General features: G+C 44.9%; 23 protein-coding genes. 9 read left to right on the top strand and 14 right to left on the bottom strand.

What is annotated here, in order from left to right:
- The first annotated feature begins 17 nt into the window (after positions 1–17).
- From UCH003_RS10590 to UCH003_RS10570, 5 genes are all read left to right on the top strand, one after another.
- Positions 18–1,352: a cation:dicarboxylate symporter family transporter gene (locus UCH003_RS10590; protein ID WP_060826490.1), complete on the top strand. Its 1,335-nt coding sequence runs from the start codon at positions 18–20 to the stop codon at positions 1,350–1,352.
- A 158-nt stretch (positions 1,353–1,510) separates the two neighbouring features.
- Positions 1,511–2,827, top strand: a complete 1,317-nt coding sequence (locus UCH003_RS10585; protein WP_231964772.1) for a cation:dicarboxylate symporter family transporter — start codon at positions 1,511–1,513, stop codon at positions 2,825–2,827.
- A gap of 90 nt (positions 2,828–2,917) precedes the next feature.
- Complete coding sequence (locus tag UCH003_RS10580; RefSeq protein WP_060826488.1) at positions 2,918–3,727, top strand: HDOD domain-containing protein; 810 nt, start codon at positions 2,918–2,920, stop codon at positions 3,725–3,727.
- A 24-nt stretch (positions 3,728–3,751) separates the two neighbouring features.
- Positions 3,752–6,409 carry a DNA polymerase I gene (gene polA, locus UCH003_RS10575; RefSeq protein ID WP_060826487.1) on the top strand — a complete coding sequence of 886 codons (2,658 nt, stop codon included), beginning with the start codon at positions 3,752–3,754 and terminating at the stop codon, positions 6,407–6,409.
- Positions 6,406–6,945 carry a manganese efflux pump MntP gene (locus tag UCH003_RS10570; RefSeq protein WP_060826486.1) on the top strand — a complete coding sequence of 180 codons (540 nt, stop codon included), beginning with the start codon at positions 6,406–6,408 and terminating at the stop codon, positions 6,943–6,945. The genes polA and UCH003_RS10570 overlap by 4 nt, the downstream gene beginning before the upstream one ends.
- A gap of 34 nt (positions 6,946–6,979) precedes the next feature.
- On the opposite strand, the gene UCH003_RS10565 is transcribed toward UCH003_RS10570, so the two are convergent.
- The 3 genes from UCH003_RS10565 to dnaJ all read right to left on the bottom strand — a co-directional run bounded on the left by UCH003_RS10565 (position 6,980) and on the right by dnaJ (position 9,423).
- Positions 6,980–7,594 carry an outer membrane beta-barrel protein gene (locus UCH003_RS10565; protein ID WP_060826485.1) on the bottom strand — a complete coding sequence of 205 codons (615 nt, stop codon included), beginning with the start codon at positions 7,592–7,594 and terminating at the stop codon, positions 6,980–6,982.
- Positions 7,595–7,682: 88 nt separating this feature from the next.
- A complete protein-coding gene (locus UCH003_RS10560) occupies positions 7,683–8,297 on the bottom strand; it encodes a M48 family metallopeptidase (protein WP_231964771.1) in 615 nt (204 codons plus the stop codon).
- Positions 8,290–9,423 (bottom strand): molecular chaperone DnaJ, encoded by a 1,134-nt coding sequence (gene dnaJ / locus UCH003_RS10555; protein ID WP_039672324.1) that lies wholly within the window; start codon positions 9,421–9,423, stop codon positions 8,290–8,292. Before dnaJ ends, UCH003_RS10560 begins: the two co-directional genes overlap by 8 nt.
- Positions 9,424–9,576: 153 nt before the next feature.
- On the opposite strand from dnaJ, the gene UCH003_RS10550 reads away from it, so the two are divergent.
- The 4 genes from UCH003_RS10550 to recR all read left to right on the top strand — a co-directional run bounded on the left by UCH003_RS10550 (position 9,577) and on the right by recR (position 12,652).
- Complete coding sequence (locus tag UCH003_RS10550; protein ID WP_060826484.1) at positions 9,577–10,080, top strand: Spy/CpxP family protein refolding chaperone; 504 nt, start codon at positions 9,577–9,579, stop codon at positions 10,078–10,080.
- 90 nt (positions 10,081–10,170) lie between these two features.
- On the top strand, positions 10,171–10,842 hold the full coding sequence (locus UCH003_RS10545) for a response regulator transcription factor (RefSeq protein WP_060826483.1): 672 nt from the start codon (positions 10,171–10,173) through the stop codon (positions 10,840–10,842).
- On the top strand, positions 10,839–12,086 hold the full coding sequence (locus UCH003_RS10540; protein WP_082709193.1) for an ArsS family sensor histidine kinase: 1,248 nt from the start codon (positions 10,839–10,841) through the stop codon (positions 12,084–12,086). The genes UCH003_RS10545 and UCH003_RS10540 overlap by 4 nt, the downstream gene beginning before the upstream one ends.
- Positions 12,083–12,652 (top strand): recombination mediator RecR, encoded by a 570-nt coding sequence (recR, locus tag UCH003_RS10535; RefSeq protein ID WP_039672327.1) that lies wholly within the window; start codon positions 12,083–12,085, stop codon positions 12,650–12,652. Before UCH003_RS10540 ends, recR begins: the two co-directional genes overlap by 4 nt.
- On the opposite strand, the gene UCH003_RS10530 is transcribed toward recR, so the two are convergent.
- The 11 genes from UCH003_RS10530 to UCH003_RS10480 form a co-directional block, all read right to left on the bottom strand.
- Positions 12,649–14,304, bottom strand: a complete 1,656-nt coding sequence (locus UCH003_RS10530; protein WP_082709192.1) for a fatty acid--CoA ligase — start codon at positions 14,302–14,304, stop codon at positions 12,649–12,651. The genes recR and UCH003_RS10530 overlap by 4 nt on opposite strands.
- A 20-nt stretch (positions 14,305–14,324) precedes the next feature.
- Positions 14,325–15,116, bottom strand: a complete 792-nt coding sequence (locus UCH003_RS10525; protein ID WP_060826482.1) for a shikimate dehydrogenase — start codon at positions 15,114–15,116, stop codon at positions 14,325–14,327.
- A gap of 2 nt (positions 15,117–15,118) precedes the next feature.
- Positions 15,119–16,531: an anthranilate synthase component I family protein gene (locus UCH003_RS10520; protein ID WP_060826481.1), complete on the bottom strand. Its 1,413-nt coding sequence runs from the start codon at positions 16,529–16,531 to the stop codon at positions 15,119–15,121.
- 1 nt (position 16,532) lies between these two features.
- Positions 16,533–17,297, bottom strand: coding sequence for an SPOR domain-containing protein (locus UCH003_RS10515; RefSeq protein WP_060826480.1), 765 nt, complete (start codon positions 17,295–17,297; stop codon positions 16,533–16,535).
- A gap of 89 nt (positions 17,298–17,386) precedes the next feature.
- Complete coding sequence (locus UCH003_RS10510; RefSeq protein WP_060826479.1) at positions 17,387–17,929, bottom strand: DUF1882 domain-containing protein; 543 nt, start codon at positions 17,927–17,929, stop codon at positions 17,387–17,389.
- Positions 17,930–17,937: 8 nt separating this feature from the next.
- Entirely contained in the window at positions 17,938–19,185 is a 1,248-nt protein-coding gene (locus UCH003_RS10505; protein WP_041962056.1) for a serine hydroxymethyltransferase, read from the bottom strand.
- Positions 19,182–20,711, bottom strand: a complete 1,530-nt coding sequence (gene lysS, locus UCH003_RS10500) for a lysine--tRNA ligase (RefSeq protein ID WP_231964839.1) — start codon at positions 20,709–20,711, stop codon at positions 19,182–19,184. Before lysS ends, UCH003_RS10505 begins: the two co-directional genes overlap by 4 nt.
- Positions 20,712–20,728: 17 nt before the next feature.
- Positions 20,729–21,196 carry a Fur family transcriptional regulator gene (locus UCH003_RS10495; protein ID WP_039672333.1) on the bottom strand — a complete coding sequence of 156 codons (468 nt, stop codon included), beginning with the start codon at positions 21,194–21,196 and terminating at the stop codon, positions 20,729–20,731.
- An 11-nt stretch (positions 21,197–21,207) separates the two neighbouring features.
- Positions 21,208–21,741, bottom strand: coding sequence for a CvpA family protein (locus tag UCH003_RS10490; RefSeq protein ID WP_039672334.1), 534 nt, complete (start codon positions 21,739–21,741; stop codon positions 21,208–21,210).
- A gap of 1 nt (position 21,742) precedes the next feature.
- Positions 21,743–22,690 (bottom strand): GGDEF domain-containing protein, encoded by a 948-nt coding sequence (locus UCH003_RS10485; RefSeq protein WP_041962053.1) that lies wholly within the window; start codon positions 22,688–22,690, stop codon positions 21,743–21,745.
- A gap of 82 nt (positions 22,691–22,772) precedes the next feature.
- The gene (locus tag UCH003_RS10480; RefSeq protein ID WP_060826478.1) at positions 22,773–23,840 is read right to left on the bottom strand and encodes a type IV pilus twitching motility protein PilT; all 1,068 of its coding nucleotides are present in this window, start codon (positions 23,838–23,840) and stop codon (positions 22,773–22,775) included.
- Positions 23,841–23,875 lie beyond the last annotated feature (35 nt).

Here is a 23,875-nt window from a genome sequence, read left to right as displayed (position 1 = left end):
TGGAAGCAACAGCATCTATGGCGAGTAGCATAGGCTCCTTGGAAGAGACAAAGAAAAAAGATTGGAAAAGCTATACCGTTAAAAGTTTAGCGTTTTGGGTTATCGTTGCAATTATTGCGGGTATTATCTTCGGGACGGTCGATCCTAAATTGGCGGTTCAAGCCAAACCGGGAATCGATTGGTTTATCCAAGCGTTGAAATGGTTGGTCGGACCGATTATCTTTTTGACGATTATTTCGGGTATCATCGGTTTGGAGAGCCTGAAAGAGGTCGGCTCGATCGGTTTAAAAGCGTTTATCTATTTTGAAATCGTCAGCACCTTCGCTCTTGCGATCGGCGTGTTATTCGGCAATTTCTTTGGTCCGGGACACGGAATGAATTTCGACGTCAACTCCTTGGATGCCAAAAGCGTTGACAAATACACCCATTCGACTCAAGACGTCGGTTCGTTTTGGTCGATTTTGAAAAATGCGATTCCCAGCGATCCTCTAACGCCTTTTTTAAACGGCAATACCTTACAGGTTTTGGTCATGGCGTTGGTCTTGGCGATTTTAATTTCGGCGTTCGGAGGCAAGTACAAACCGGCTATCCTTAAACCTTTAGAAGTTGCGCAAGGATTTTTCTTTAAAATCTTGACGATTTTAATGTGGTTAAGTCCGGTTGCGAGCTTTAGTGCGATGGCATTTTTGATCGGCAAATTTGGTCTCGCTTCTTTGATCGGTATGGCAAGTTTGCTTGGTGTTATGTTGATCTCCGTTTTAGCGTTTATCTTCGGAATTTTAGGCATTATCTTATGGTTCTTCAAAATCAACGTCTTTAAATTTATGCGTTTTATTGCTAAAGAAGTCTTGATCGTATTTGCGACCTCTTCAAGCGAATCGGCGTTGGCTCCGTTGATGAAACGTTTGGAAGCTGCGGGCGTGAGCCGCGGAACGACGGGCTTGGTGATTCCTACGGGTTATTCGTTTAACTTGGATTGTACGAACATTTACCTTTCGCTTTCGATTATCTTCTTGTCGCAGGCATTCGGTATTCCTTTAACGCTTGGCGAAGAGTTGAGTATTATTTTGATCTTAATGGTTACCTCAAAAGGGGCCGTGGGCGTGACGGGTTCAGGGTTTATCGTTCTAGCCGGTACGCTTTCGGCGATGGGCGGTGCGATTCCGGTCGTGACCGTAGCGGCACTTTTGGGCGTGGATAAGTTTATGAGCGAGATGCGCGCGGTGGGAAATCTTTGCGGTAACGCGGTTGCCGCGGTCGTCGTCGGTGCATGGGACAAACAGATCGATATGGAAAAATTCCGTTATGCGCTCGATCACCCCGAATCCGTGGAAGACGCTATTCCGGGTTGATGCTTTTACGCCTTTAAAATGCTCGTGAGGGAATGTTACCGTTCGCCCCACGGGTACCTCTTTTTTTACCTCTTTTGACGCTCTTTTAGTTAAAAAATCTCATTTAAATCTCTTTTGCTATGCCATAATCAAATCAGTTTATCATTAAAGGGTTTGTGTTGGAAAAAACATCGTTTAAAGATTGGAAACGTTATACGATTAAGAGTTTAGCGTTTTGGGTTGTGGTCGGCATTGTTGCCGGAATTACGCTGGGTATGCTCAATCCAAGCTTGGCGGTTCAAGCCAAACCCGGCATCGATTGGTTTATACAAGTGTTAAAATGGTTGGTCGGGCCGATTATCTTTTTAACGATTATTTCGGGTATCGTCGGTTTAGAGAGCCTTAAAGAGGTCGGCTCCATCGGTTTAAAAGCGTTTATCTATTTTGAAGTCGTTAGCACCTTTGCCCTTGCAATCGGTATTTTATTCGGTAATCTTTTGAAGCCGGGACACGGAATGCATCTAAACGTCGAGTCTTTGGACGTCTCCGCGGTTTCAAGCTTTACCGCTAACGCTTCTTCGCAAACCGGCTCGGTTTGGGGCATTTTAAAAAGTGCGATTCCGACCGATCCGATAACACCGTTTCTTCACGGCAATACGTTGCAGGTGTTAGTCATGGCGTTGGTCATCGCAATCGGCATTGCCGCGTTTGGAGAAAAATACAAAGAGGCGATTCTCGCTCCTTTGGAGAAAGTTCAAAACGTTTTCTTTAAAATCTTGACGATTTTGATGTGGCTCAGCCCGATTGCGAGCTTTAGTGCGATGGCGTTCTTGATCGGCAAATTCGGTATTGCTTCTTTGATCGGTATGGCAAGTTTGCTTGGCGTTATGTTGATCTCCGTATTGGCGTTTTTATTCGGTGTTTTAGGTATCATCTTATGGTTTTATAAGATCAACGTCTTTAAATTTATGCGTTTTATTGCTAAAGAAGTCTTGATCGTATTTGCAACCTCTTCGAGCGAATCGGCGTTGGCTCCGTTAATGAGGCGTTTGGAAGCCGCGGGCGTGAGCCGCGGAACGACGGGTTTAGTGATTCCTACGGGCTATTCATTTAACTTGGATTGTACGAACATTTACCTTTCGCTTTCGATTATTTTCTTGGCACAGGCTTTCGGTATTCCGCTTACGCTTTCGCATGAACTCAGCATCATTTTTATTTTGATGGTTGCGTCCAAAGGGGCTGTTGGCGTGACGGGTTCGGGCTTTATCGTGCTTGCCGGTACGCTTTCTGCGATGGGAGACGTGATTCCCGTGGCAACCGTGGCGGTACTTTTGGGTGTGGATAAGTTTATGAGCGAGATGCGTGCGGTGGGAAATCTTTGCGGTAACGCGGTTGCCGCAGTCGTCGTCGGTGCATGGGACAAACAGATCGATATGGAAAAATTCCGTTATTCGCTCGATCACCCCGAATCCGTAGAAGACGCTATTCCGGGTTGATACGATTCTTTCGTCTCGATGGGGCTTAGCCTCATCGGGATTTCAAGAAAAGCGCGCTATAATCTATTTAAATCCTTCGAAAGAGACGGCATGTTAAAAGAAATAGCGGAGCGAATTCGCGCGTTACCTCCTTTACCCAAAACGTTTACGCAGATCAATGCGCTTTTTCGTGACGAACAGGCGAGTATCGCCGATTTGGCAAAATTGATTGAAGAAGACCCGATGCTTATCGCCAACCTTCTCAAAGTCGCCAACTCCCCTTTGTACGGTTTTCGCCGTGAAATCAAAAGCGTTTTACAAGCGGTCGGGCTTTTCGGTATGTCGACGACGCGTTCGTTGGTGCTTGACATGTCGATCAAAAAACTCTTAAACGTCGATCTCGTACCGTATGCGATTTCGCCCGAAGAGTTCGCGCAGCTTTCGCACATGCAAAGCATGTTGCTCTCCAAGTGGTACAAAAACGTCGATGCGACTAGCGTTGATTTTCTCTTTTTATGCGCGTTGTTGCAAGAGAGCGGTAAAATCCTTATTGCCGATGAAATCGCAAAAAACGACGAGACGTATGCCTTTAGGTCTGAACTTGAAAACGCATTAAACGTCGCGGACGTCGAGAAAATGTTCGTCGGCGTTACGAGCAGCGAAGTTTCGGCGTTGATTTTCGAGCATTGGAAATTCGATAAACGAATGATCGAAGCCATTCGGTTTACCGAAAGAACGCAAGATGCACCCGCGGCGATTCGTGCACAGAGCATCGCTTTAAAAATCGTCAAGACTGCCGTTGCGATTAATGCGCCTTTGAGCGAACGCAATATCAATCTAGCACTTATGCTTCTTAACAAAGAAGGTTTAGATTCCGCACCGTTTTTGGAGGCGGTCGAATCCATCAAAACTTCATTTTAAACGCCCATACGCAAAGGCTCTTTCGTGAAAACACTCACTATTATCGATACGTTCGGCTTCTTTTTTCGTAACTATTATGCGCTTCCCGCATTGCGTAATTCCCAAGGTTTTCCGACGGGACTTTTAACAGGCTTTGCCCACTTTATCGCAGCTCTCAAAAAAGAGCACGATACCGATTACGTTCTTTTTGCGCTTGATAGCAAAGGTAAAAATTTTCGCCACGACATCGATCCCAACTATAAAGCCAATCGTCCCGAAGCACCGGAAGATTTTAAAAAACAGCTTCCCGTCGCTATTTCGTGGATTGAAAAAATGGGATTTAAAAGTTACGGCGAAGAGGGATTTGAAGCCGACGACATTATTGCTTCGGCGGTTAAATTTGCCAAGCATCACAATATTAAAGTGCGAATCGTCACGCACGATAAAGATTTATACCAATTGATCGACGACGGACGCGTCGTGATCTACGATCCGATGAAAAAGAGCGAAATTACGACCGAAAAATGTTTTGAGAAATTCGGCGTTTACCCGCATCAAATCGGCGAGTACCTCTCTTTGGTCGGCGATACCGCCGATAATATTCCCGGCGTTAAAGGCATTGGCCCCAAAGGGGCGAAAAAACTACTTGACGATTTTAAGACGATGGAGGGCGTATACGCCAATCTCGACAAAGTCGCCAATCCGCGCATCAAAACGATGTTGGAAGAGGGCAAGCAAAGTGCTTATTTAAGCCGCCGTTTGGTCTGTTTGGACGATACGCTGAGTATTGCCGATAAGTTCGAGTCGTTTCACTATCCAGATGCCCAACCGCTCTCGTACATCGTGGAAGAACTGGAAAAATACGAACTTCGCCAAATCCTTGCGCGCGTAAGAGCAGAGAGCTTACATGTAAGCGTGCAAACGCCTCCGACGCAAGGGTTTAAACCGATTTTATTGGACGACGCCAAATTGCTTTTGCGCGTCGTTGAAGGCATCGAAGAGGACGAAATCGTCGCGTTTGATACCGAAACCGATGCCTTGGATGCTTACAACGCCAACATCGTCGGATTTTCGTTTTGCGTGAATACGCAAGAAGCGTATTACGTGCCGATTGCGCACCATTATTTGGGCGTGGGGAACCAAATTTCGCATGAAGAGGCAAAAGAGGCACTGACGCATCTGCTTTCCCGCAAAATCGTCGGACAAAACTTGAAGTTTGACCTTGCGGTTATTGAGCACAATTTCGGTCTTCAAAACGTGAATCTATACGCCGATACGATGATTTTGGCATGGCTTTTAAATCCGGAAAGCAACGTAGGACTCGATACGCTTTCCAAACGTTTTTTCAATCATGAGATGATCAAATTTAAAGACGTCGTTGCCAAAGGGGAAAACTTTAGCGGCGTCTCTTTGGAAAAAGCCTGCGAATACGCAAGCGAAGACGCGTGGATGACCCTCAAGCTTTTTGAGAAGCTTAAAGAGATGCTCGATCCTTCGTTGTTGGATCTTGCAAAAAACGTGGAATTCCCGTTTATTCGAACGCTGATGCATATGGAAAGAGAGGGGATTCAAGTCGACGCTGCTTATTTTGAGACGCTTTTGAAACGAACCGACCATGCGATAGAGGCATTGAAAGTCGAAATTTTTGCCTTGTGCAATGCGACGTTCAATCTCAATTCGACGCAACAACTGGGTGCGGTACTGTTTGAACAGTTGGGACTTCCGCCGCTCAAAAAGACTAAAACGGGTTACAGTACCGACGAAAACGTTTTAAACGAACTTTTTGACAAGCATCCGAGCATCGCCAAAATTTTAGAGTATCGAGAGTTGTATAAGCTTCGTTCGACCTATATCGAACCGTTGTTGAAGCTCTCTAAAGCCTCTTCGCGCAGTCGGGTACATACGTCGTTTATGCAAACGGGTACGTCTACCGGAAGGCTAAGTTCCAAAGACCCAAACTTACAAAACATTCCCGTTAAGACGGCTCTGGGGCGTGAAGTACGCGGAGGTTTCGTCGCCAAAGAGGGGTATGTGCTTGTCGGTATCGACTATTCGCAAATTGAACTTCGCTTGTTGGCACATTTTAGCGGGGATGAAGCAATGGTAAGGGCGTTTCAAGAGGGTAAAGACATTCACAAAGAGACCGCGCTCAAACTGTTCGGCGAAGCGGAAGCGGATGCTAAAAGAGGCATCGCCAAAAGTATCAACTTCGGATTGCTGTACGGTATGGGACCTAAACGCCTCTCCGAGACGATCGGTATTACGACCAAAGAAGCCAAAAGCTACATCGACGGCTATTTTGCGACCTTTCCGACGATTAAGCAGTACCTTTCTTCCATTGAAGAACAAGCCAAAAAAGAGGGCTTTGTTCAGACGCTTTTGGGGCGAAAACGCTTTTTTGATTTTGAACATGCCAATGCGATGCAATATGCCGGATACCTTCGCGAGGCGGTCAATACGGTGTTTCAAGGCAGTGCCGCGGACTTGATTAAGCTTGCGATGAATCGTATTATGGCGACGTTAGTCAATGATGAGGCGAAATTGCTCTTGCAAATTCACGACGAATTGATCTTTGAAGTCAACGAAGCGCGCGCGGAAACGTTTGCAAAAGAGGCACGGCATGTGATGGAAGAGGTTTATGCTTTACGCGTACCCTTAAACGTTTCGATCGCTATCGGCGCCAATTGGGGAGTGTTAAAATGACGGAAGTGATTGCGTTGGCATTGGCATTGAGCATGGACGCCTTTGCGGTTTCCATCGGACTGGGAACCAAACAAGCGACGGGGCACGGGGCATTGGCATTTAAAGCGGGGCTTTTCTTCGGTATTTTTCAAGCATTAATGCCGCTGATCGGGTATATCGGCGGGAAAGGCTTATTGGGATTTATCGACCACTATACGCGATACGTCGCATTTGCTCTTTTAGTGCTCATCGGTGCCAAAATGGTGTATGAAAGTATGCAAGAGAGCCTTGAAGAGGAAATTCAAAAAATTACGAATAAATTGATGCTAACGCTTGCAATTGCCACAAGCATCGATGCTATGGCGGCGGGATTTAGCTTAATGCTTTTGGATATGAATCCGTTCTTGGCATGCGGCTTGATCGGTCTCGTGACCTTTGGTATGAGCTTTTTAGGCGTTTTTGTGGGAAAACTCACGGGAAACTGGCTTGAGAGTAAAGCAGAACTCTTAGGAGGCGTCGTTTTAGTGGCAATCGGCATACGTATCGTAATAGCCTAAGAGAGATCGTTCGTTTCCGATCTCTCTTGCTTCGTTAGAATTTGTAGTTTAATCCCAAATAGTATTGAATGAAGTGCTCATTTTCGCTTTTGACGTGAATGTTTGTCGTGCCGTCATCGTAGTTAAACGTATCGTCCACATCGCTTACAAGATAGCGTGCGCCGATTTCGAGCTCCGTATGCGCGCCGAGTGCATAGATAAAACCGGCTTCGGCACCGTAGTTAAACCCTTTAGGTTTATCGATTGAGAGTAGTTGCGCACGATCATCGTCGCTTTTTGACGTACTGTAGGAAGCGGTAAGACCCAAAAACGGCGTGATCGCGGAAGCATTTCTGAACAGATAGTCGTAGGCAAGTCCGTACGTGAATGAGCTAATATCTTCTTTTTTGTTTTGATACGCAAAGTTTCCGTAGACTCTGCCGTACTCAAAATATTTACCGACTTTCAATGCCTCGTACGTTGCATCGATTGATTCCGAAGAACTTCCTTCCAAAAAAGAATAGCCGGAAAAAGATGAGCTTGCCGATGCGGAAGTTTTTCCGTGAATACTCATACCCCCAAATTCACCGCCGACAAACCATGCGTTTGAGTCTGCCAAAACGGCAGAAGCCGCGAGGAGTAATGATGCCGCAACCAAAGATTTTTTCATAATGCCCCCTGAAATAAAAATGTGAATAAAATTGTAGAGCAAATAATATTATTATAATATTAAATTAAAAAGTTTTTATTTTGTAATTTTAAATCAGCGAGGGAGAAAATTTTTTGAGCGTTATCTCGTGGTTTTTGTACTCCGGCATAAAAGAGGCGACGCACTCCCAAAAGGCTTTTTGATGGTGCTTATGCGTGATATGAGCGAGTTCGTGAACGACGATATACGCGATGCACTCCAAGGGCAGTTGGGAAAGGCTGAGGTTGAAACTCAGCTCATTGCGATAGCTACAGCTTCCCCACCGTTTTTTTGCTTGGCGGAAGCTGACTTTCGTCGGTTTGACGCCCATGAGAAAACTCCACTCTTCGACCAGACGGTTCACCAACGGCGGAGTCTTTTCTTTGTAAAAGAGTTCGGGCGTTTGAAAAGAGCTTAAAAGGATTGCTTCACCCAAATAGAGGATTTTTCCTTCGGTTTCCAACAAGCGGCCGATGTGCATCCGTTCTTGCGCCGCGTGCAGTTTAGAGAGAATCCAAGAGGCTTTTTGAAGGAGAAGCGTTTCAATCGTGTCTATGGCACTAAAAGGAGATTTGACGATGACCCCTTTGATAGGGTCGATCGTAATATAAAGATGTTTAAGCCGTCGATTAACGAACAAAGAGTACGAGAGTACGTGACCCTCGTACTCGATCGTTTTAGTCAAACCAACTTTTGATTTTGTCAAAGACGCTCTCAAATTTTTCATCTTTTTGTTTGGTCTCGATGCCGAATTCCGTTTGCAGCTGCTCAAGCAGTTCTCGTTGTTCTTTCGTGATTTTTTTAGGATAACGAATCGAAATTTGAGCGATCATACTGCCGAATTGGCGGGTATGGACATTTTTAACGCCTTCGTTTTTAAAGATGAACTGTTGTTTATCTTTCGCACCTATAGGCAGTTCCAGTTCCGTCTCGCCGCGAATCGTCGGGATTTTGATCGTCTCTCCGAGTGCGACTTGCGTAAAGAAAACGGGCACTTCGATGTAAATGTCGTCGTTGTGGCGCACAAAGTGTTCGTCCTCTTTGACGCGAACCAAAATATACAAGTCGCCTCGCGTTCCTCTTTCGTCCACGTTACCGCGTCCGGCGACGCGAATGCGGTTGTTATTGTCGATACCTTCGGGAATGTCGATGGTGACTTTGTCCTCGACTTGGCTAAATCCTTTGCCGCGACAATCGGGGCACGGGTTGGTAACAACCGTTCCTTTGCCGTTGCATGCGGGGCAGGTTTGCGAAAAGGTCATAAAACCTTGGCGGTAAAAGACTTGACCTTTACCTTTACACTCTTTACATGTCGCTTTGGATTTGTCTTTGCTTCCCGTGCCTTCGCAGGTGTCGCAGGGTTTTTTATAGGAGAAAACGACCTCTTTTTTCGTACCGAAGATTGCTTCGTTAAACGCCAATGTCACTTCGGCTTCCAAATCGAGGTTGTATTTTCGACTTTGCTTGTTGCTTCCGCCGCCAAAACCGCCACCGCCGAATCCTCCGCCGAAAACCGATTCGAAAATAGAGCCCAAATCGCCCATAATATCTTCGTAACGCATATCGGAGAAGTGACTAAAGCCTTGACTGTCCAGTCCCGCTTTACCGTAGCGATCGTAGGTTGCGCGTTTTTGCTCGTCGCTTAAAACTTGATAGGCTTCATTGATGGCTTTAAATTTTTCTTCCGCCGCTTTGTCGCCTTGATTGCGATCGGGATGGTATTGAAGGGCTAGCTTGCGATACGCTTTTTTAATTTCGCCCGAATCGGCACTTCGGGTAATTTCCAATACTTCGTAATAATCTAATTCCACGTCTATTCTCTTTACATGTAAGTTTTTTAGAAGAGAAAAAGTTTACCAAAAAGTAGATTAAATTTTGGTTGTTAAGGTTGGTTAACAAACGATTAAAGGACGGTTAAAAGCGGCGTATTACTATTTCACTATCAAACTTTTAAAGGAGTCACGATGAAACGAACGATTTTAGCCCTAGCAACGTTGGTTGCTTTAGGAACGACAGGTGCATTTGCATTTGGAAGTAGCCAATGCCAAGGCGGTATGCAAGGGGGAATGATGTCCCCGATGATGCAACAAGGCGGCGGCATGATGATGCACGGCGGCGAGAGAGGCATGATGGCGGGAATGATGTTTGATCGTTTGGATCTAAGCGACGATCAACGCTATAAATTGAATGTTTTGCGCAGCGAAATGAAGTTGGAAATGGCAAAACTACACGATCCAAAAAGCATGCAAAAGATGCAAGAGTTGATGAGTGCGGATAACTTTGATAAAAAAGCATTTATCAAAGTACGTAACGAAATGAACGACAAACGCGTAACGCTTGAAGCCGATTTTTTAGAAAAAGCGTTTTCGATTTTGACCAAAGAACAACGAGCCGAGCTTAAAAAAATTATGAGCGAACGCCCGCAACGTCCGATGATGCCTAAAGCTCCGGAAGCTCCGCAAAAATAAACCTCAATCCACACTCTTGGGAAGGCTTTGTAAAAAGCCTTCTTCTTCAAAAATTCTGTATAATTCTAAAAAGCGAACTTAAGGACACGAATGATTAATGTCTTAATGATTGAAGACGACGAAGAATTTGCGGAGTTGCTCGGCGAGTATTTGGCAAAGTACAATATTAAAATTACCAATTATGCCGATCCGTATTTGGGGCTGAGTGCCGGAATTAAAAAGTACGACCTGCTGATTTTGGATTTAACGCTTCCGGGAATGGACGGGCTTGAAGTGTGTAAAGAGGTCGTTGCCAAATACGACATTCCGATTATTATCTCTTCGGCTCGCAGCGACATTAGCGATAAAGTGATCGGTCTTCAAATCGGTGCGGACGATTACCTTCCCAAGCCTTACGATCCCAAAGAGATGTACGCGCGCATTCAAAGTTTGATTCGCCGCTATAAAAAAAGCTCGACGCAAGAAGAACAGGCGAACAGTAGCGTCTTTGCCGTCGACGAGAAACGCCACGAAATCTCGTTTAAAGGCGAAGTTTTGAGTTTGACGCCGGCAGAATACGAGATCCTCTCTTATATGATTAAGCAAAACGGTTTTTCGATTTCCAGAGAACAGCTGGTGTATAACTGCAAATCCCTGAAAGACAAAGGGTCGAAGAGTTTGGACGTGATTATCGGGCGACTTCGTACAAAAATCAACGACGATTCTAAAAATCCCGAACACATTCACTCGGTGCGGGGCATCGGCTATAAGCTGGTCGGATGATCAAAAATTCGATTTTAGTGAAGATCAGTACGATCTTCTTTCTTTCGCTTTTTTTGTTGGTTATGTTTTTTAGCGTGCTTTTGGACCATCAAAGCGAACGCAACCTCGAAAATATGAAACAACGCCAAATTCAATCGGTCAATTACCTGTTGGTGATGTATCGCAATAACGTTCAACCCGGCGATATTGAAGAGTATTTTAACAACTTCGGTCTCAAAAAAGTGACGAGCAAACACCTGCGTACCTCGGTTTTGGAACGCGGCGTCGTTATCTTTCAAAAACTCTCCCCGATTAGCCGTTTTTCGTCCATCGTCTACAATGACCGCTATTATCTTTTTATCGACAATTTCGAATCGAGCGTGCTTTTGGAAAGTCAAGACTATAAAAATTTCAACGAAAGTTTATGGTTTGTTTTTGCGATTGCTTTGCTGATCTTACTCTACATGTACGTTTCGATTTTCCGAAGTATCGCTCCTTTAAAAACCTTAAGTTCTCAAATCAGACGATTTGCGAGCGGTGATTTGCAAATCGAATGCAAAAGCAATTCGCATGACGAAATCGGCGAAGTCGCCAACGAATTTGATCGCGCGGCAAAGAAAATCCGCGACTTAATCGGCGCGCGACAACTTTTTTTACGCACGATTATGCACGAACTTAAAACGCCGATCGGCAAAGGGCGGATTATTACGGAGATGCTCGAAGACGAAACGGCCAAAAAACGTTTGGTCGGCGTGTTTGAACGGCTGGATTTGCTGATAGCGGAATTTTCGAAGATCGAACAAATTGCCTCGGAGCGTTGTGAGCTTCATCTTCAAGAAGTTGCACTCTCCAACGTCGTGGATCAGGCATTGGATTTATTGATGTTGGACGCTAAAAAACGCGAAGAGCAGATTAAAATCGAAGGAGAGTTCGATTTTCTCGTGACGGTTGATTTTGATTTAATGGCGTTGGCGATTAAAAACTTGATGGACAATGCGCTCAAACATAGCTTGGATCATACGCTTTTTTTGCGCTCCAAAGAGCAAACTTTGATCGTCGCTAATAAAGGAGAAGCCCTGAAAATGGGAATTAACGAGTATTTTCAACCTTTTGTTTCCGGTTCAAAAGCGTGCGGAAGCAGTTTGGGATTGGGGCTTTACATCGTGCAAAATATTCTTCGCCAGCACGGGCTTGAAGCGGCATATACGTATGAAGATGGCTTGCATCAGTTTAGCATCGATTTTTCCAAAGGAGCGCGGGGATGATGCGAGGTTTGGAAAAGTTTAACAAACTCGTCGAAGCGTTCGAGTCGTTACCGACCGTCGGAAAAAAATCCGCGCTTCGTTTCGCGTACCATCTGGTTTTAAACGACGCTTTTGCCGCCATGAAGCTTTCCAACGCAATCGAAAGCGCGGTCAAATCGATTCGCAAATGCGAGCGATGCGGTGCTTTGAGCGAGCATGAAATTTGCGATATCTGTTTGGACGAACGTCGGGATATTCAAACGCTTTGCATCGTTGAAAGTGCCAAAGATATTTTCGTTTTAGAAGAACATAAACTCTTCGACGGGCATTATTTCGTCTTAGGCGATCTAGAAGAAGAGACGCTTGTTAAATTGGAATCGATCGTCCAAGAGGGCGTCAAAGAGGTTATTTTCGCCCTGACACCCTCTTTGGCGAGCGACGCGTTGATTTTGTTTATCGAAGATAAGCTCAAAGCGTATGCGCTTCATTTTACGAAAATCGCGCAAGGCGTCCCCACGGGCGTGCATCTTGAAAACGTCGATATGCTCTCTTTATCCAAAGCCTTGGAAGCGCGTACGAAGATTTAGCGTTGCTCAACCGGCGGAGCGTATTTTTTGCGTAGTTCGCGTTTGTTGATTTTTCCGACGCTCGTTTTATCGATACTGTCGACGAATTTAACCTTCAAAAGCATGCTTTCTCGTGCCATGATCCCTTTTTTGATAAACTCTTTGGCATGAAAAAGCAACTCTTTTTCGTCGATGCTTTTGTTCGGATCAACCACGACAAGTGCTAAAGGGCGTTCTCCCCATTTTTCATCGGCGATCCCGATTACGGCGACTTCTTTTACGCTAGGATGGCGATGGATGATGTCTTCAAGTTCCAAAGAAGAGATCCATTCTCCGCCGACTTTGATAATATCTTTGACGCGATCGGTAATTTTGACGTAGCCGCAAGGATCGATATGCGCCATATCGCCGGTATGTAAATAGCCGCCGCTCCAGAGCAATTCCGAATTTTTTTGATCTTTAAAATAACCCTGCGTCAGCCACGGCGAGCGTACGACGATCTCTCCGGTGCTGTGCCCGTCTCTTGGAAGCGGGCGCATCTGTTCGTCGACGACATTGACCTCTACAAGCCCCATCGGGCGTCCCGTTTTGATGCGAATGTCGCTTTGTGCGTCCATATCTTGCTCAAGCATCTCTGCGGTCAGTTGCGAAACGGTTAAAATAGGACAGGTTTCGCTCATACCGTATCCCGTGAACATATCGATTCCAAGACGTAGGGCTTCTTGGCACATAGCTTTGGGAAGGCTTGCTCCTCCGATCATGACTTTCCAGCCTTTTAAATTCATCGTTTTGATTTTCGGCGAATTAAAGAGCATATGCATAATCGTCGGAACGCAATGCGAAAACGTGACATGTTCTTTCTCGATCAGTTCTAAAAGCAGGTCGGGAATGTAGCGTCCGGGGTAAACTTGTTTCAGTCCAAGCATCGTCGCAACGTAAGGCAACCCCCACGCATGAACGTGAAACATCGGTGTAATAGGCATATAGACGTCATTTTGTCGAAAGTTCCCTTGCTCTGGAGCACTTCCAAGCGTTGCGAGTGCGCCGAGCGTGTGAAGGACGAGTTGTCGGTGCGTAAAGTAGACGCCTTTGGGAAGTCCGGTCGTTCCGGTGGTGTAGAACGTCGTCGCGCGCATGTTTTCGTCAAAATCGGGAAAATCAAAATGCGGCGCGCTGTTTGCCAAGAGCGTTTCGTATTCGCCTTTCACGTTGAGCGACGTTTGGGGAAGCTCCGGTTCGTCGGATAACAAGATAAAGCCTTTGACGTCGATTCTACCTTTGATTTGCTCCAAAACAGGCAAAAAATCGGTATGCGTTAAGATAATGACGTCTTCGGCATGGTCGATCGTGTAGAGGATTTGCTCCGATGAGAGGCGAATATTGATCATATGTAAAATCGCGCCGATCATCGGAATCGCAAAATAACACTCCAAATAACGATGCGAATCGTAGTCCATGACCGCAACCGTGTCTCCGGCTTTGATTCCTAAATCACTTAACATGTTAGCCAATCGGTGTACGCGTTCTTTAAACTGAGCGTAGCTTAGGCGCGTATCCGTGCGGTAAACGATCTCTTGTTCAGGATTGTAATAAATGGGTGCATTGAGAATATTTTTAATTAAAAGTTGATAATGATGGGCGTAAGGGTTGTTCAAAGTCGTTTCCAGTTGCAAGGGTTTCTCCTAAAATTATTTTAGAGATCAAACACCGGACGCATCAGTGCTTCGACGCTTTCACGGTCGTAGCGTTGTGCAAAAAAGAGATCGAAAGCAAGAACGGCTTGGTAGAGCAACATCTCTTTACCGTCTTTACATGTAAGGTTTTTTTGCTCGGCTAAAGCGAGAAACGGCGTCGGTTTGTTGTAAATAACGTCGTAGGCAAAGCGTGCTTGAGGTAAGATCGTTTCTAAGAAGGCTAAAGGGCAGGGAAGGGCTTCGTCTTTCAATCCGGCAGAAGTCGTGTTGACGATGAGGTCGTACGCTTGGGGCGAAAACGTCTCCCATGTTTGGACGTTGAAGCCTTGTGTTTTAAAAAATTCCAAGCGTGCATACGAGCGATTGAGGATCGTGACGTTGATTCCGCGCTCTTTCAAAATAGCGGCAAGGGCTTTGGCGGTTCCGCCCGCTCCCAAAATTAAAACGTCGCGAAGCGGTTCGAACGCTTGGATCGACATGTAAAAACCTTCCGCGTCGGTATTGTAACCGATGACGCGCGTGCCTTCTCTGACCAGCGTGTTGACCGCGCCGATCTGTTTGGCTAAACCGCGCACTTCGTCGCATTGCGCGTAAGCCGCTTCTTTGTGCGGAACGGTCACGTTTGCGCCTGAGAGGTTCATCTCTCGAAACGTTTGCAGTAAAGTTTCGGAGTTTTCAACGGCTTTTCGGACGTAGCAAGCATCTAGCTTTAGGGCTTTAAAAACACTGTTATGCAGCCTTGGAGAGATAGAATGGGCAACGGGATTGCCCAAAAGCGTAAAAAGAAGCATGACTACTCTTTGAGCTCGTCGAGCGAGCTGGTCATAGCGCCTAGTTTATTCGTTACTTCAAGGTACTCAAGCTCGGGTTTACTGTCGGCGACGATGCCCGCACCCGCTTGAAAAATAATTTTTTCGTCGTCCAAATAGGCAGTACGAATCATAATGCAGCTGTCCATATTGCCGTCATATCCGAAATATCCCGCCGCGCCGCTGTAAAAGCTGCGTTTGATTCCCTCAAACGCGCTAATCAATTCCATCGCGCGAATTTTAGGCGTTCCGGTCATCGTTCCGGCAGTGAATGTCGCGGCAAAGAGATCGAACATGTCGTATTTTTCGTCCAAAGTCGCTTCGATGTCGCTGACCATATGCATGACGTGAGAATAACGCTCTACGCGCATCATCTCTTTAACGTTGACGCTACCGACTTTAGCGACGCGTCCTAGATCGTTACGTCCCAGATCAATCAGCATCAAGTGTTCCGCACGCTCTTTTTCGTCGCTTAGCATCTCTTTTTCGTATGCCATATCTTTCTCGTAGCTTGCTCCTCGTTTTCGCGTACCCGCAATCGGACGCAGCATAATGCGCGAGTCTTTGAGCCCGACCATCACTTCGGGCGAACTTCCGATAATCGCAAATTGAGGATACGAAAGATAGAACATGTAAGGAGAAGGATTTTTTTGGCGCAAAATACGGTAGAAGCTGAGTCGATCGACATGCGCGTAGTGCGTAAAACGGTTGGACATCAAGATTTGAAAGACGTCTCCACTACGAATCATCTCTTTGGATTGTTCGACCATTTCAAAAAAATGTTCTTTGCTAAAAGCAAAACTCCCTTTTTGCTTATCGACATGAACCGTTTGAATCGGGATATGATAGTGCGGCTCTTTGAGCGTTGCTTCAATCGCGCCTAATTGTGCGGCAATTTCGGGTAAAAACGTCGTAAGAATGAGCGTATTGGACTTGTGCGAAAAGGTACAGACGAGTTTCGGACGCATCAAGTCGACTTCGGGGATCCGTAAATCGTCGCGAAGCATATCCATCGAAGCGGCGAGTTTGGGTTCGAAAAGTTTAACGGCGTCATAGCCGATATAGCCGATAAAACCGTCAATAAATCCTACGCCTAGCTCTTTGCTATAGGTTTGATAGCGTGCTTTATCGATACTAGCATAGCGTTGTTTTAAAAAGCTAAACGGCTCATTTCCCAAAGAATGCGTCGCCGCGTTTTCGTCGATATGGATGCTCTGTCCGTTTTGATGGATGACGCGTTCCCTCGCACCGATAAATAAAAAGCTAAAGTTGCCGTCGTTATTGTTAATGGCACTTTCAAATAAGAAACAGAGTTCACCTTCGAAATAGCGTTGTAATTTGGCAAAAATCGTGATCGGCGTAAGCTGATCGAATAAAATTTTTCGAGACGTTAGCACCTTATTTTACCCTGTAAATAAATGCGTTTTTATTGATGCTGGAACGAATCAGTACCAAAGCATTTTCGGCATCGGCAGAGCTGGCGTACGGTCCAATCAAAATTTTCGTGACGTGATTTCCGTTAACGACGGTCGGATAGACGCGATACTCAAAGCCTTTGGATTTGATGTCGTTTAAAACACGTTGTTCCGGTGCCGTGGCAACGGCTCCGACTTGGACGTAAATGCCCGCTTGCGCGTTTGCTCCGCCGCTCGTTGAAGATGCAACCGGCGTGCTTGGTGTTGTTGTTGCGGGCTTGCTTGCGGTTGTAGCTTTTGGTGCCTCTTTTTTCGCTTCTTCTTTGGCTGCTTTGGCATTTGCCGTCGCCGGTAATTTACTCTCTTGGACGTTCGGCGGCGTTACGGTCGTTGCTTCTTTTTGAGTATCGGTACCTTTAGACTCTTCTTGTTTTTGGGCTTCTTTTTCTTTAAGGGTTTTGATCATATCTTCAAAACTCTCTTTTTTAGCCGTGTTTTCTTCGATAATCGGTACTTGTTTAAAAAGCTGATCGTCTTTAGGAATTTGATTTTCTTGGCTCGGTTCCGGAGGTAAAATCAACTTTGACGTATCTTTGCTTTGATCTTTATTCATCAGCTTCATACTGGCAAGGGCTATCAAGAAAACCAAGATCAAAAAAGCGACTAAAATTAAAATACGTTTCATTTTAAGAGTTTTCGTATCGCCTTTTTCAAGGACGATATCACTCAGTTCATTTCTATTTTCCATCGTTTCTCCTTAGAATAATAGACTTCTTTCACAAACTTTCAATGCTTATGAGCGATAAAGGTTATGAAAGAGGTCTTCGTAGATCCTCTTTACATATGTTTTGACCAAGAAGCTCCGCGCTCTTTTTGGTACAAATCGTAAGGCAACGCCAAAATATTGAACTCTTTGGGTAGCTCTTGGTTCGGAAACATTCTCCATTCTCGCGGAAGTTTCTGCGAAAGCTTTGCCGAGAGCATTTTAGCGATCTGATACCCCTCTTGCAAGGTCGTGTGTCCCTTGTGTACGTAGAGATGTAAATGACCTTCCGTTTTACTTTTGTAGGCCGTAAAATTGATAAATCCCTCTTCTCTAAGCAAAAGTTGTGCCCTATGCCAAAAACGTTCGGTGTTGCGACCGTTATAATCGAAAACAATATTTTCGACTTTATCGAAACGATTGATCAGCGAATGGGCAACCGTCATCTTTCCGTCAAGATGATCTTTAATGACGGCGTTGCTCAAAGGCTGATCGATACGTTCGTATTTGTCGAAAAAGACCTTCCCCCCAAAATCGATCTTTTGGACAATCGCATCGCGTTTGATCCAATAATGATCGGTAATCATTTTGATGAGGGAGACGTCTATCGTGTACATGCGATTCCTTAATACGTTGGTCTGTCGTAAATAATAAAGTTGCTTGCCAATGCCTTCATCTCGTCTTTAATTTTGACATGTAAGGCTTCGTCGTTGATATTATCAAGGACGTCCGCAATTTTATTGGCAATGATTTCAAACTCTTTTTCTTTCATGCCGCGTGCCGTTAGTGCGGGGGAACCGATACGAACGCCGCTGGTGACAAAGGGACTTCGTGTTTCGCCCGGAACGGTGTTTTTATTGACCGTGATACCGGCTCGACCGAGTGCCAAATCCGCCTCTTTACCGCTAAACTCTTTGTTTAAGAACGAAACGAGTACCAAGTGGTTGTCCGTACCGCCGCTAACGATGTCGTAACCTCGTTGAATCAGCACATCCGCCAAGACTTTGGCATTGGCGCGGACTTGTTTGGCATATGCCGTCCACTCCGGTTTCAAGTTTTCAGCAAAACCGACCGCTTTTGCGGCAATGACATGTACCAACGGACCGCCTTGGATGCCGGGGAAGATGGCACTATTGATTTTTTTAGCGATCTCTTCGTCGTTGGTTAAAATAATACCGCCTCGAGGTCCTCGAAGTGTTTTATGCGTCGTAGACGTCACAACGTGGCAATGCGGGAACGGGCTTGGATGCTCGCCGCCGGCAACAAGTCCTGCGATATGCGCGATGTCTGCAAATAAATAAGCACCTACTTCATCGGCGATTTCTCTAAATTTTGCGAAATCAAGTTCTCGCGGATAAGCACTTGCACCGCAAACGATCATTTTCGGTTTAACGATGTGGGCGATTTCGCGTACTTTTTCGTAATTAATACGGCCGTCCAGTTCAACGCCGTAGAAAAAGCTCGAATAGGTTTTTCCCGAACTGCTGACTTTCGCGCCGTGCGTTAAGTGACCGCCGTGGCTAAGGTCCATACCTAAAATTTTATCAAACGGGTTTAAAAGAGCTTGGTAGACGCCTTGGTTGGCTTGGCTACCGGAATTGGGTTGAACGTTTGCATACGCGCAACCGAAAAGTTTACAGACGCGCTCAATCGCAATTTCTTCGATCGCATCGGCAAACTCGCAACCGCCGTAATAGCGTTTATGCGGGTAACCCTCGGCGTATTTGTTCGTAAAAACGCTGCCCATCGCTTCCATAACGGCGGGATAGGTAAAGTTTTCGCTGGCAATCATTTCGAGATGGTCGCATTGACGGTGTAACTCTTTCACGCTAAGATCGTAAATAACGGGATCGACGCTTTTTAAAATACTCATTTTTCTTCCTCTTTTTTTTCGGTGGTCATCGTATCATCGGTATCGCTAAGCGGTTTCATCGCCGGAAATAAGATGACGTCTTTGATCGACTGTTCGTTGGTTAAAAGCATCGTCAAACGATCGATACCCATTCCTTGACCGGCAGTCGGCGGTAAGCCGTAGCCTAAAGCGTAGACGTAGTCTTCGTCCATTTCGTGTGCTTCGTCGTCTCCGGCATTTTTGGCTTGTAACTGTTTGGCAAATCGTTCGTATTGATCCAAAGGATCGTTGAGTTCGTTAAATCCGTTGGCGATTTCTCGCCCTGCGATAAAGAGTTCAAAACGCTCCGCAATGTTTCGATTGGTTTCGCTACGGCGTGCAAGCGGACTGATTTCAATCGGATAGTCGATAATGAACGTTGGATCGACCAGCTTTTCTTCAACGAACAGGTCAAACAACTCTTCGTATAGTTTACCTAAACTGAGATTTTTTTCGACACTAAAGTTTTGACTTTCGATATACGCGATAATGGCTGCTTTATCGTCTAAAATCGCATCGCTAACACCGCCGATTTCGACAAGGGCTTCTCTAAAAGCGATTTTACGGAACGGTTTTGAAAAATCGATTTCGATATCTCCGTAAGGCAATTTTTTCGGTAGTTTCAATTTTTTAAGCAAGACGTCGAACATCTCTTCGGTTAAACGCATCAAATCATGGTAATTATGGTATGCCCAATAAAACTCGATCATCGTAAATTCGGGATTGTGGGTTTGATCCATACCTTCGTTTCTAAAGTTACGGTTGATCTCAAAGACCGCTTCAAAACCGCCGACGACCAAGCGTTTGAGGTAAAGTTCGGGCGCAATACGCAAATAACGATTGACGTTCAAGGCGTTATGATAGGTAATAAACGGTTTGGCATTCGCGCCGCCGGCAATCGGATGCATCATCGGCGTTTCGACTTCTAAAAAGTCGCGTTCTTCGAAAAAGTGGCGTATTTCACTCACGATACGGCTGCGAAGTTTAAAAGTTTTTCGAACGTCTGCGTTCATAATCATATCAAGGTAACGTTTGCGGTAACGCAACTCTTTGTCTTGCAATCCGTGAAATTTTTCGGGTAAAGGCACGATGGATTTCGTTGCGATTTCTAAGTGTTTGACATGTAAGGAGAGTTCACCCGTTTTGGTTACAAACGGAAAGCCCGTAACGCTGATAATATCGCCGACTTCAATCAGCTTTTTTGCTTCGTCAAACCATGCTTCTCCGATAGATTCGCGGCTAAAATAGATTTGTAAAACGCTGTCTTCGTCTTCAATCTTCGCAAATGCGGCTTTACCCATATGGCGCAAAAATTTGATGCGTCCTACGACGGTATTGTTTTTATGTTCGTCGCGTTTGAGTTCGCTCTCGATGACGTATTCGTAGCATTCCAAAAATTCTTTGGTTCCGGTGTCTTTGACGACGTTGTGGCGATAAGGGTTGTGTCCTAAGGCGAAAAGTGTTTTACCTTTTTCGATACGTTGTTGTTGGTATTGGTCTTGAAATATCAAATCTTTTCCTCTTTCTATTTCATCTCTTGAACGCATTTTTCGCAAATGCCTTGCAATTGCATCAAATGGCTGGTGAGCCTAAAATGATGCGTTCGTGCAATTTCAAGTTGCAATTGTTCTATTTTGTCGTTTTCAAACTCGATAATGAGTCCGCAACGTTTGCAGATCATATGATCGTGGTGGGGCTTATTGGCAAGTTCAAACTTCTTTCCGGCAACGCCGAACGAAAGAGACGTGACCATATTAGATTCTTCAAGAAGATTGAGCGTTCGATAAACCGTAGCGATGCCGATATTGAGTTCCGGATAACTGTTTTTAAGAAAAATATAAAGATCTTCGGGCGTAAAATGCTCATTTTTTTCGTAAAGCGTTTTTAAAACGACTTCACGTTGTTTGGTATATTTTAACCCGTTTTGTTTCAGTAGTTCTTTAAAAGAAGTAAGTAAAGAAGAGTATTCTAAATTTTCACATGTGCAATTCATGGCGGACCTCTTTAAGGATTGGGTTGTTTGTCTAACGGTATGGAATTTAACATCTCTTTCGTATCCAGTTTAACGATAGCCCGTCCGGTTTCTAAAAAAAGAGGGAACATCGTGCTGTTGCCTACGTAAGGTTCGATTTTTGTTTTGATAAACTCGATAGAGTTGAGCGTAATCGCCAAAACAGAAAAAACGAGAAAAATTTTCGCACAACCGATTGCAAATCCCGCTAAACGATCCAGCATTCCCAAACCGCTTAAGCTTAAAGCATGTGCAATAAGGTATCCTAAAAAAATACATGCCGTCCAAAAGACGATTAAGACGGTAATAAAACCGAAAAGGTAAAGCGATGCTTGATTGCCGAAAGTGTAAATATGCGTATTAATCGCCGCTCCCGCTTCTTGTGCGTAACGCGATGCGAAGTAAACACCGCCGATAATACCTAAAAGACCGAAAAATTCTTTAATAAAGCCGTTAATAATGCCTTTGATTCCTAAAATAAGTACAAGCGCAAGGCTGATGATATCGAACAAAACGATTTGCGACATATTATTGGGCACTCCTAAAACAATTTTTTCCGCTGTTTTTAGCTTCATAGAGAGCTTTATCGGCTTTGTCCAAGAGCTCTTCGGAGCTCATATTACGGCGGTGTGAACAAAGTCCGGCGCTTAAGGTTAGGTGAATATCGTGATTTTTGTAAAGCAATTTGCTTTCACATGTCTCTTTGATAATGCGTTCGACGACTTTTTGCGCTTCTTCGTGCGACATGCGGTTTAAAATAACGACAAATTCTTCTCCGCCGTAACGGTAAATACGCGTTCCTCTGCGCAAGGAGTTTTGAATCAATTTGGTCAAAAAGATCAACGTTTTATCTCCGGCGATATGCCCGAAAGAGTCGTTGATTTTTTTAAAATCGTCGGCATCGAACATAACAAGGTGCATGTCGATATCTTTTTCTTTACCGAAGTGCAACACTTCTTCAAGGTCTTTGATCAAAACGCGTCGATTATGGGCTTTGGTTAGCGGATCGATATTGGATTCTCTTTCAAGGCGTTCCACTTCGAGTTTGAGTTTTGCGATCGTATCGTCGGCAACATGGAGCTCTTCTAAAATTTTAGTTTGAAAATGGTCGAACGCTTGTATGACTTGATTGGTATCGATGCTGGAATAGTCTTTTTTAATCGCATCGATATTAATCGCCGTTTCATCGGAAATAAATCTAAGGTTATCACTGGTTTTGACAAACTCTTCAAGCCCTTTTTTAACCAATCCGAAGCATGTTTCACTGACTTGCGCATCTTGTTGCGCATTGGAAAAAAGGTACGAATGTTTTTTGCTGATTTCTAAAAGCTCTTCGTTACTCTCTTTTTGCATCAGTTCGACAAACGTGTCGTGGTAATATTTGGGATAGGGCGGGATATTGAGTTGTTTGAGTTTTGTAAAGGTGGCATCGCCGATGCTAAGAACGATCTCTGAGATATGATTACCGTTGTTCATACTTGTAAATACCTTTATCCGATTTTAGCGTTGAGTATAACGTGAAAAAGCTGTAATCTTTGTAAAATGCCATGGCTAATCGCTAAAGACCCATATTATTCAACAGTTCTTGCGGTTGTGTCGAGTAGCGAATAGCATCTTCTTTCGTAATCAAATTGGCGCGTAAAGCTTTCATCATAGCCTGCGTTTGCGTTAACATGCCCGTTTTTTGTTGGTTTAATTGCATTTGAGAATAAATTTGATGAATCTTGTTTTCACGAATGAGATTGGCGATAGCGGAATTGTTGATCATAATTTCATGAATAGCCACCCGACCGCCTCCGATTTTGGGCAAAAGGCTTTGTGAAATAATCGCATAAAGCGATGTTGCGAGCATGTTACGGACTTGAACCTGTTCCGCACCCTCAAAGCTATCGACGATTCGGTTAATTGTTTGAACGGCAGAGTTGGTGTGCAAGGTTCCCATAACCAAGTGCCCCGTTTCCGCGGCGGTAATAGCGGTACTAATGGTTTCTTGATCTCTCATCTCGCCGACGAGGATAATGTCCGGATCTTGACGGAGCGAAAATTTGAGAGCGCGTGCGAAACTTTTGGTATCGTCTCCGACGTTTCGGTGGGAAAAAAGAGCTTTTTTATTGGTGTGAATGAACTCGACGGGGTCTTCAATCGTAATAATATGGCGATGTTCGTACACGTTGATTTCGTTCAACAATGCCGCAAGTGTCGTTGACTTACCGCTACCGGTAGGGCCGGTGACGAGAATGAGCCCTTTTTCGCGTTTAACGAGTTCTTTAAAAACGATTGGAGTATTTAACTCGTCCAAAGAGGGGATACTAATCGGAATAATTCTAAATGCCGCGGCAAGGTCACCGTTGATTGTATAGTAATAATTGGCGCGAAAACGTCCGATGTCGGGGAACATAATGGCAAAATCGAGTTCTTTTTCTTCTTCCAGTTTCTTTTTCTGTTTATCGGTAATGAGCGTATAGCACATCTCTTCGATAGCGGTTCCGTTGAGCATTTCCATATCAAGCGGTACCAACTTGCCGTCGATACGGATTTGAGGTTCACTACGGCTGATTAAATGCAAATCGGAAGCTTTATAGGCAACGACGTTTTTGAGTAAAGCTTTAATGTTGAGGGCGCTCATAACGGGGTATCCTTACAGAGTTAAGCTCGTATTGA

Origin of the sequence: Sulfurospirillum cavolei (genome assembly GCF_001548055.1) — a bacterium.
Taxonomy (GTDB): Bacteria; Campylobacterota; Campylobacteria; order Campylobacterales; family Sulfurospirillaceae; genus Sulfurospirillum.
The sequence above is the reverse complement of the archived record's forward strand: the minus strand, read 5'-3'. Positions and strand labels throughout refer to the sequence as shown.

Coding starts and splice junctions, on each gene's coding strand:
- UCH003_RS10540 (WP_082709193.1), top strand. CDS start 10,839: ATGATCAAAAATTCGATTTTAGTGAAGATCAGTACGATCTTCTTTCTT.
- UCH003_RS10495 (WP_039672333.1), bottom strand. CDS start 21,196: ATGAATTGCACATGTGAAAATTTAGAATACTCTTCTTTACTTACTTCT.
- recR (WP_039672327.1), top strand. CDS start 12,083: ATGATGCGAGGTTTGGAAAAGTTTAACAAACTCGTCGAAGCGTTCGAG.
- UCH003_RS10545 (WP_060826483.1), top strand. CDS start 10,171: ATGATTAATGTCTTAATGATTGAAGACGACGAAGAATTTGCGGAGTTG.
- UCH003_RS10570 (WP_060826486.1), top strand. CDS start 6,406: ATGACGGAAGTGATTGCGTTGGCATTGGCATTGAGCATGGACGCCTTT.
- UCH003_RS10490 (WP_039672334.1), bottom strand. CDS start 21,741: ATGTCGCAAATCGTTTTGTTCGATATCATCAGCCTTGCGCTTGTACTT.
- UCH003_RS10580 (WP_060826488.1), top strand. CDS start 2,918: ATGTTAAAAGAAATAGCGGAGCGAATTCGCGCGTTACCTCCTTTACCC.
- UCH003_RS10480 (WP_060826478.1), bottom strand. CDS start 23,840: ATGAGCGCCCTCAACATTAAAGCTTTACTCAAAAACGTCGTTGCCTAT.
- UCH003_RS10515 (WP_060826480.1), bottom strand. CDS start 17,297: ATGGAAAATAGAAATGAACTGAGTGATATCGTCCTTGAAAAAGGCGAT.
- UCH003_RS10525 (WP_060826482.1), bottom strand. CDS start 15,116: ATGCTTCTTTTTACGCTTTTGGGCAATCCCGTTGCCCATTCTATCTCT.
- UCH003_RS10550 (WP_060826484.1), top strand. CDS start 9,577: ATGAAACGAACGATTTTAGCCCTAGCAACGTTGGTTGCTTTAGGAACG.
- UCH003_RS10510 (WP_060826479.1), bottom strand. CDS start 17,929: ATGTACACGATAGACGTCTCCCTCATCAAAATGATTACCGATCATTAT.
- UCH003_RS10505 (WP_041962056.1), bottom strand. CDS start 19,185: ATGAGTATTTTAAAAAGCGTCGATCCCGTTATTTACGATCTTAGCGTG.
- UCH003_RS10590 (WP_060826490.1), top strand. CDS start 18: ATGGCGAGTAGCATAGGCTCCTTGGAAGAGACAAAGAAAAAAGATTGG.
- UCH003_RS10485 (WP_041962053.1), bottom strand. CDS start 22,690: ATGAACAACGGTAATCATATCTCAGAGATCGTTCTTAGCATCGGCGAT.
- UCH003_RS10565 (WP_060826485.1), bottom strand. CDS start 7,594: ATGAAAAAATCTTTGGTTGCGGCATCATTACTCCTCGCGGCTTCTGCC.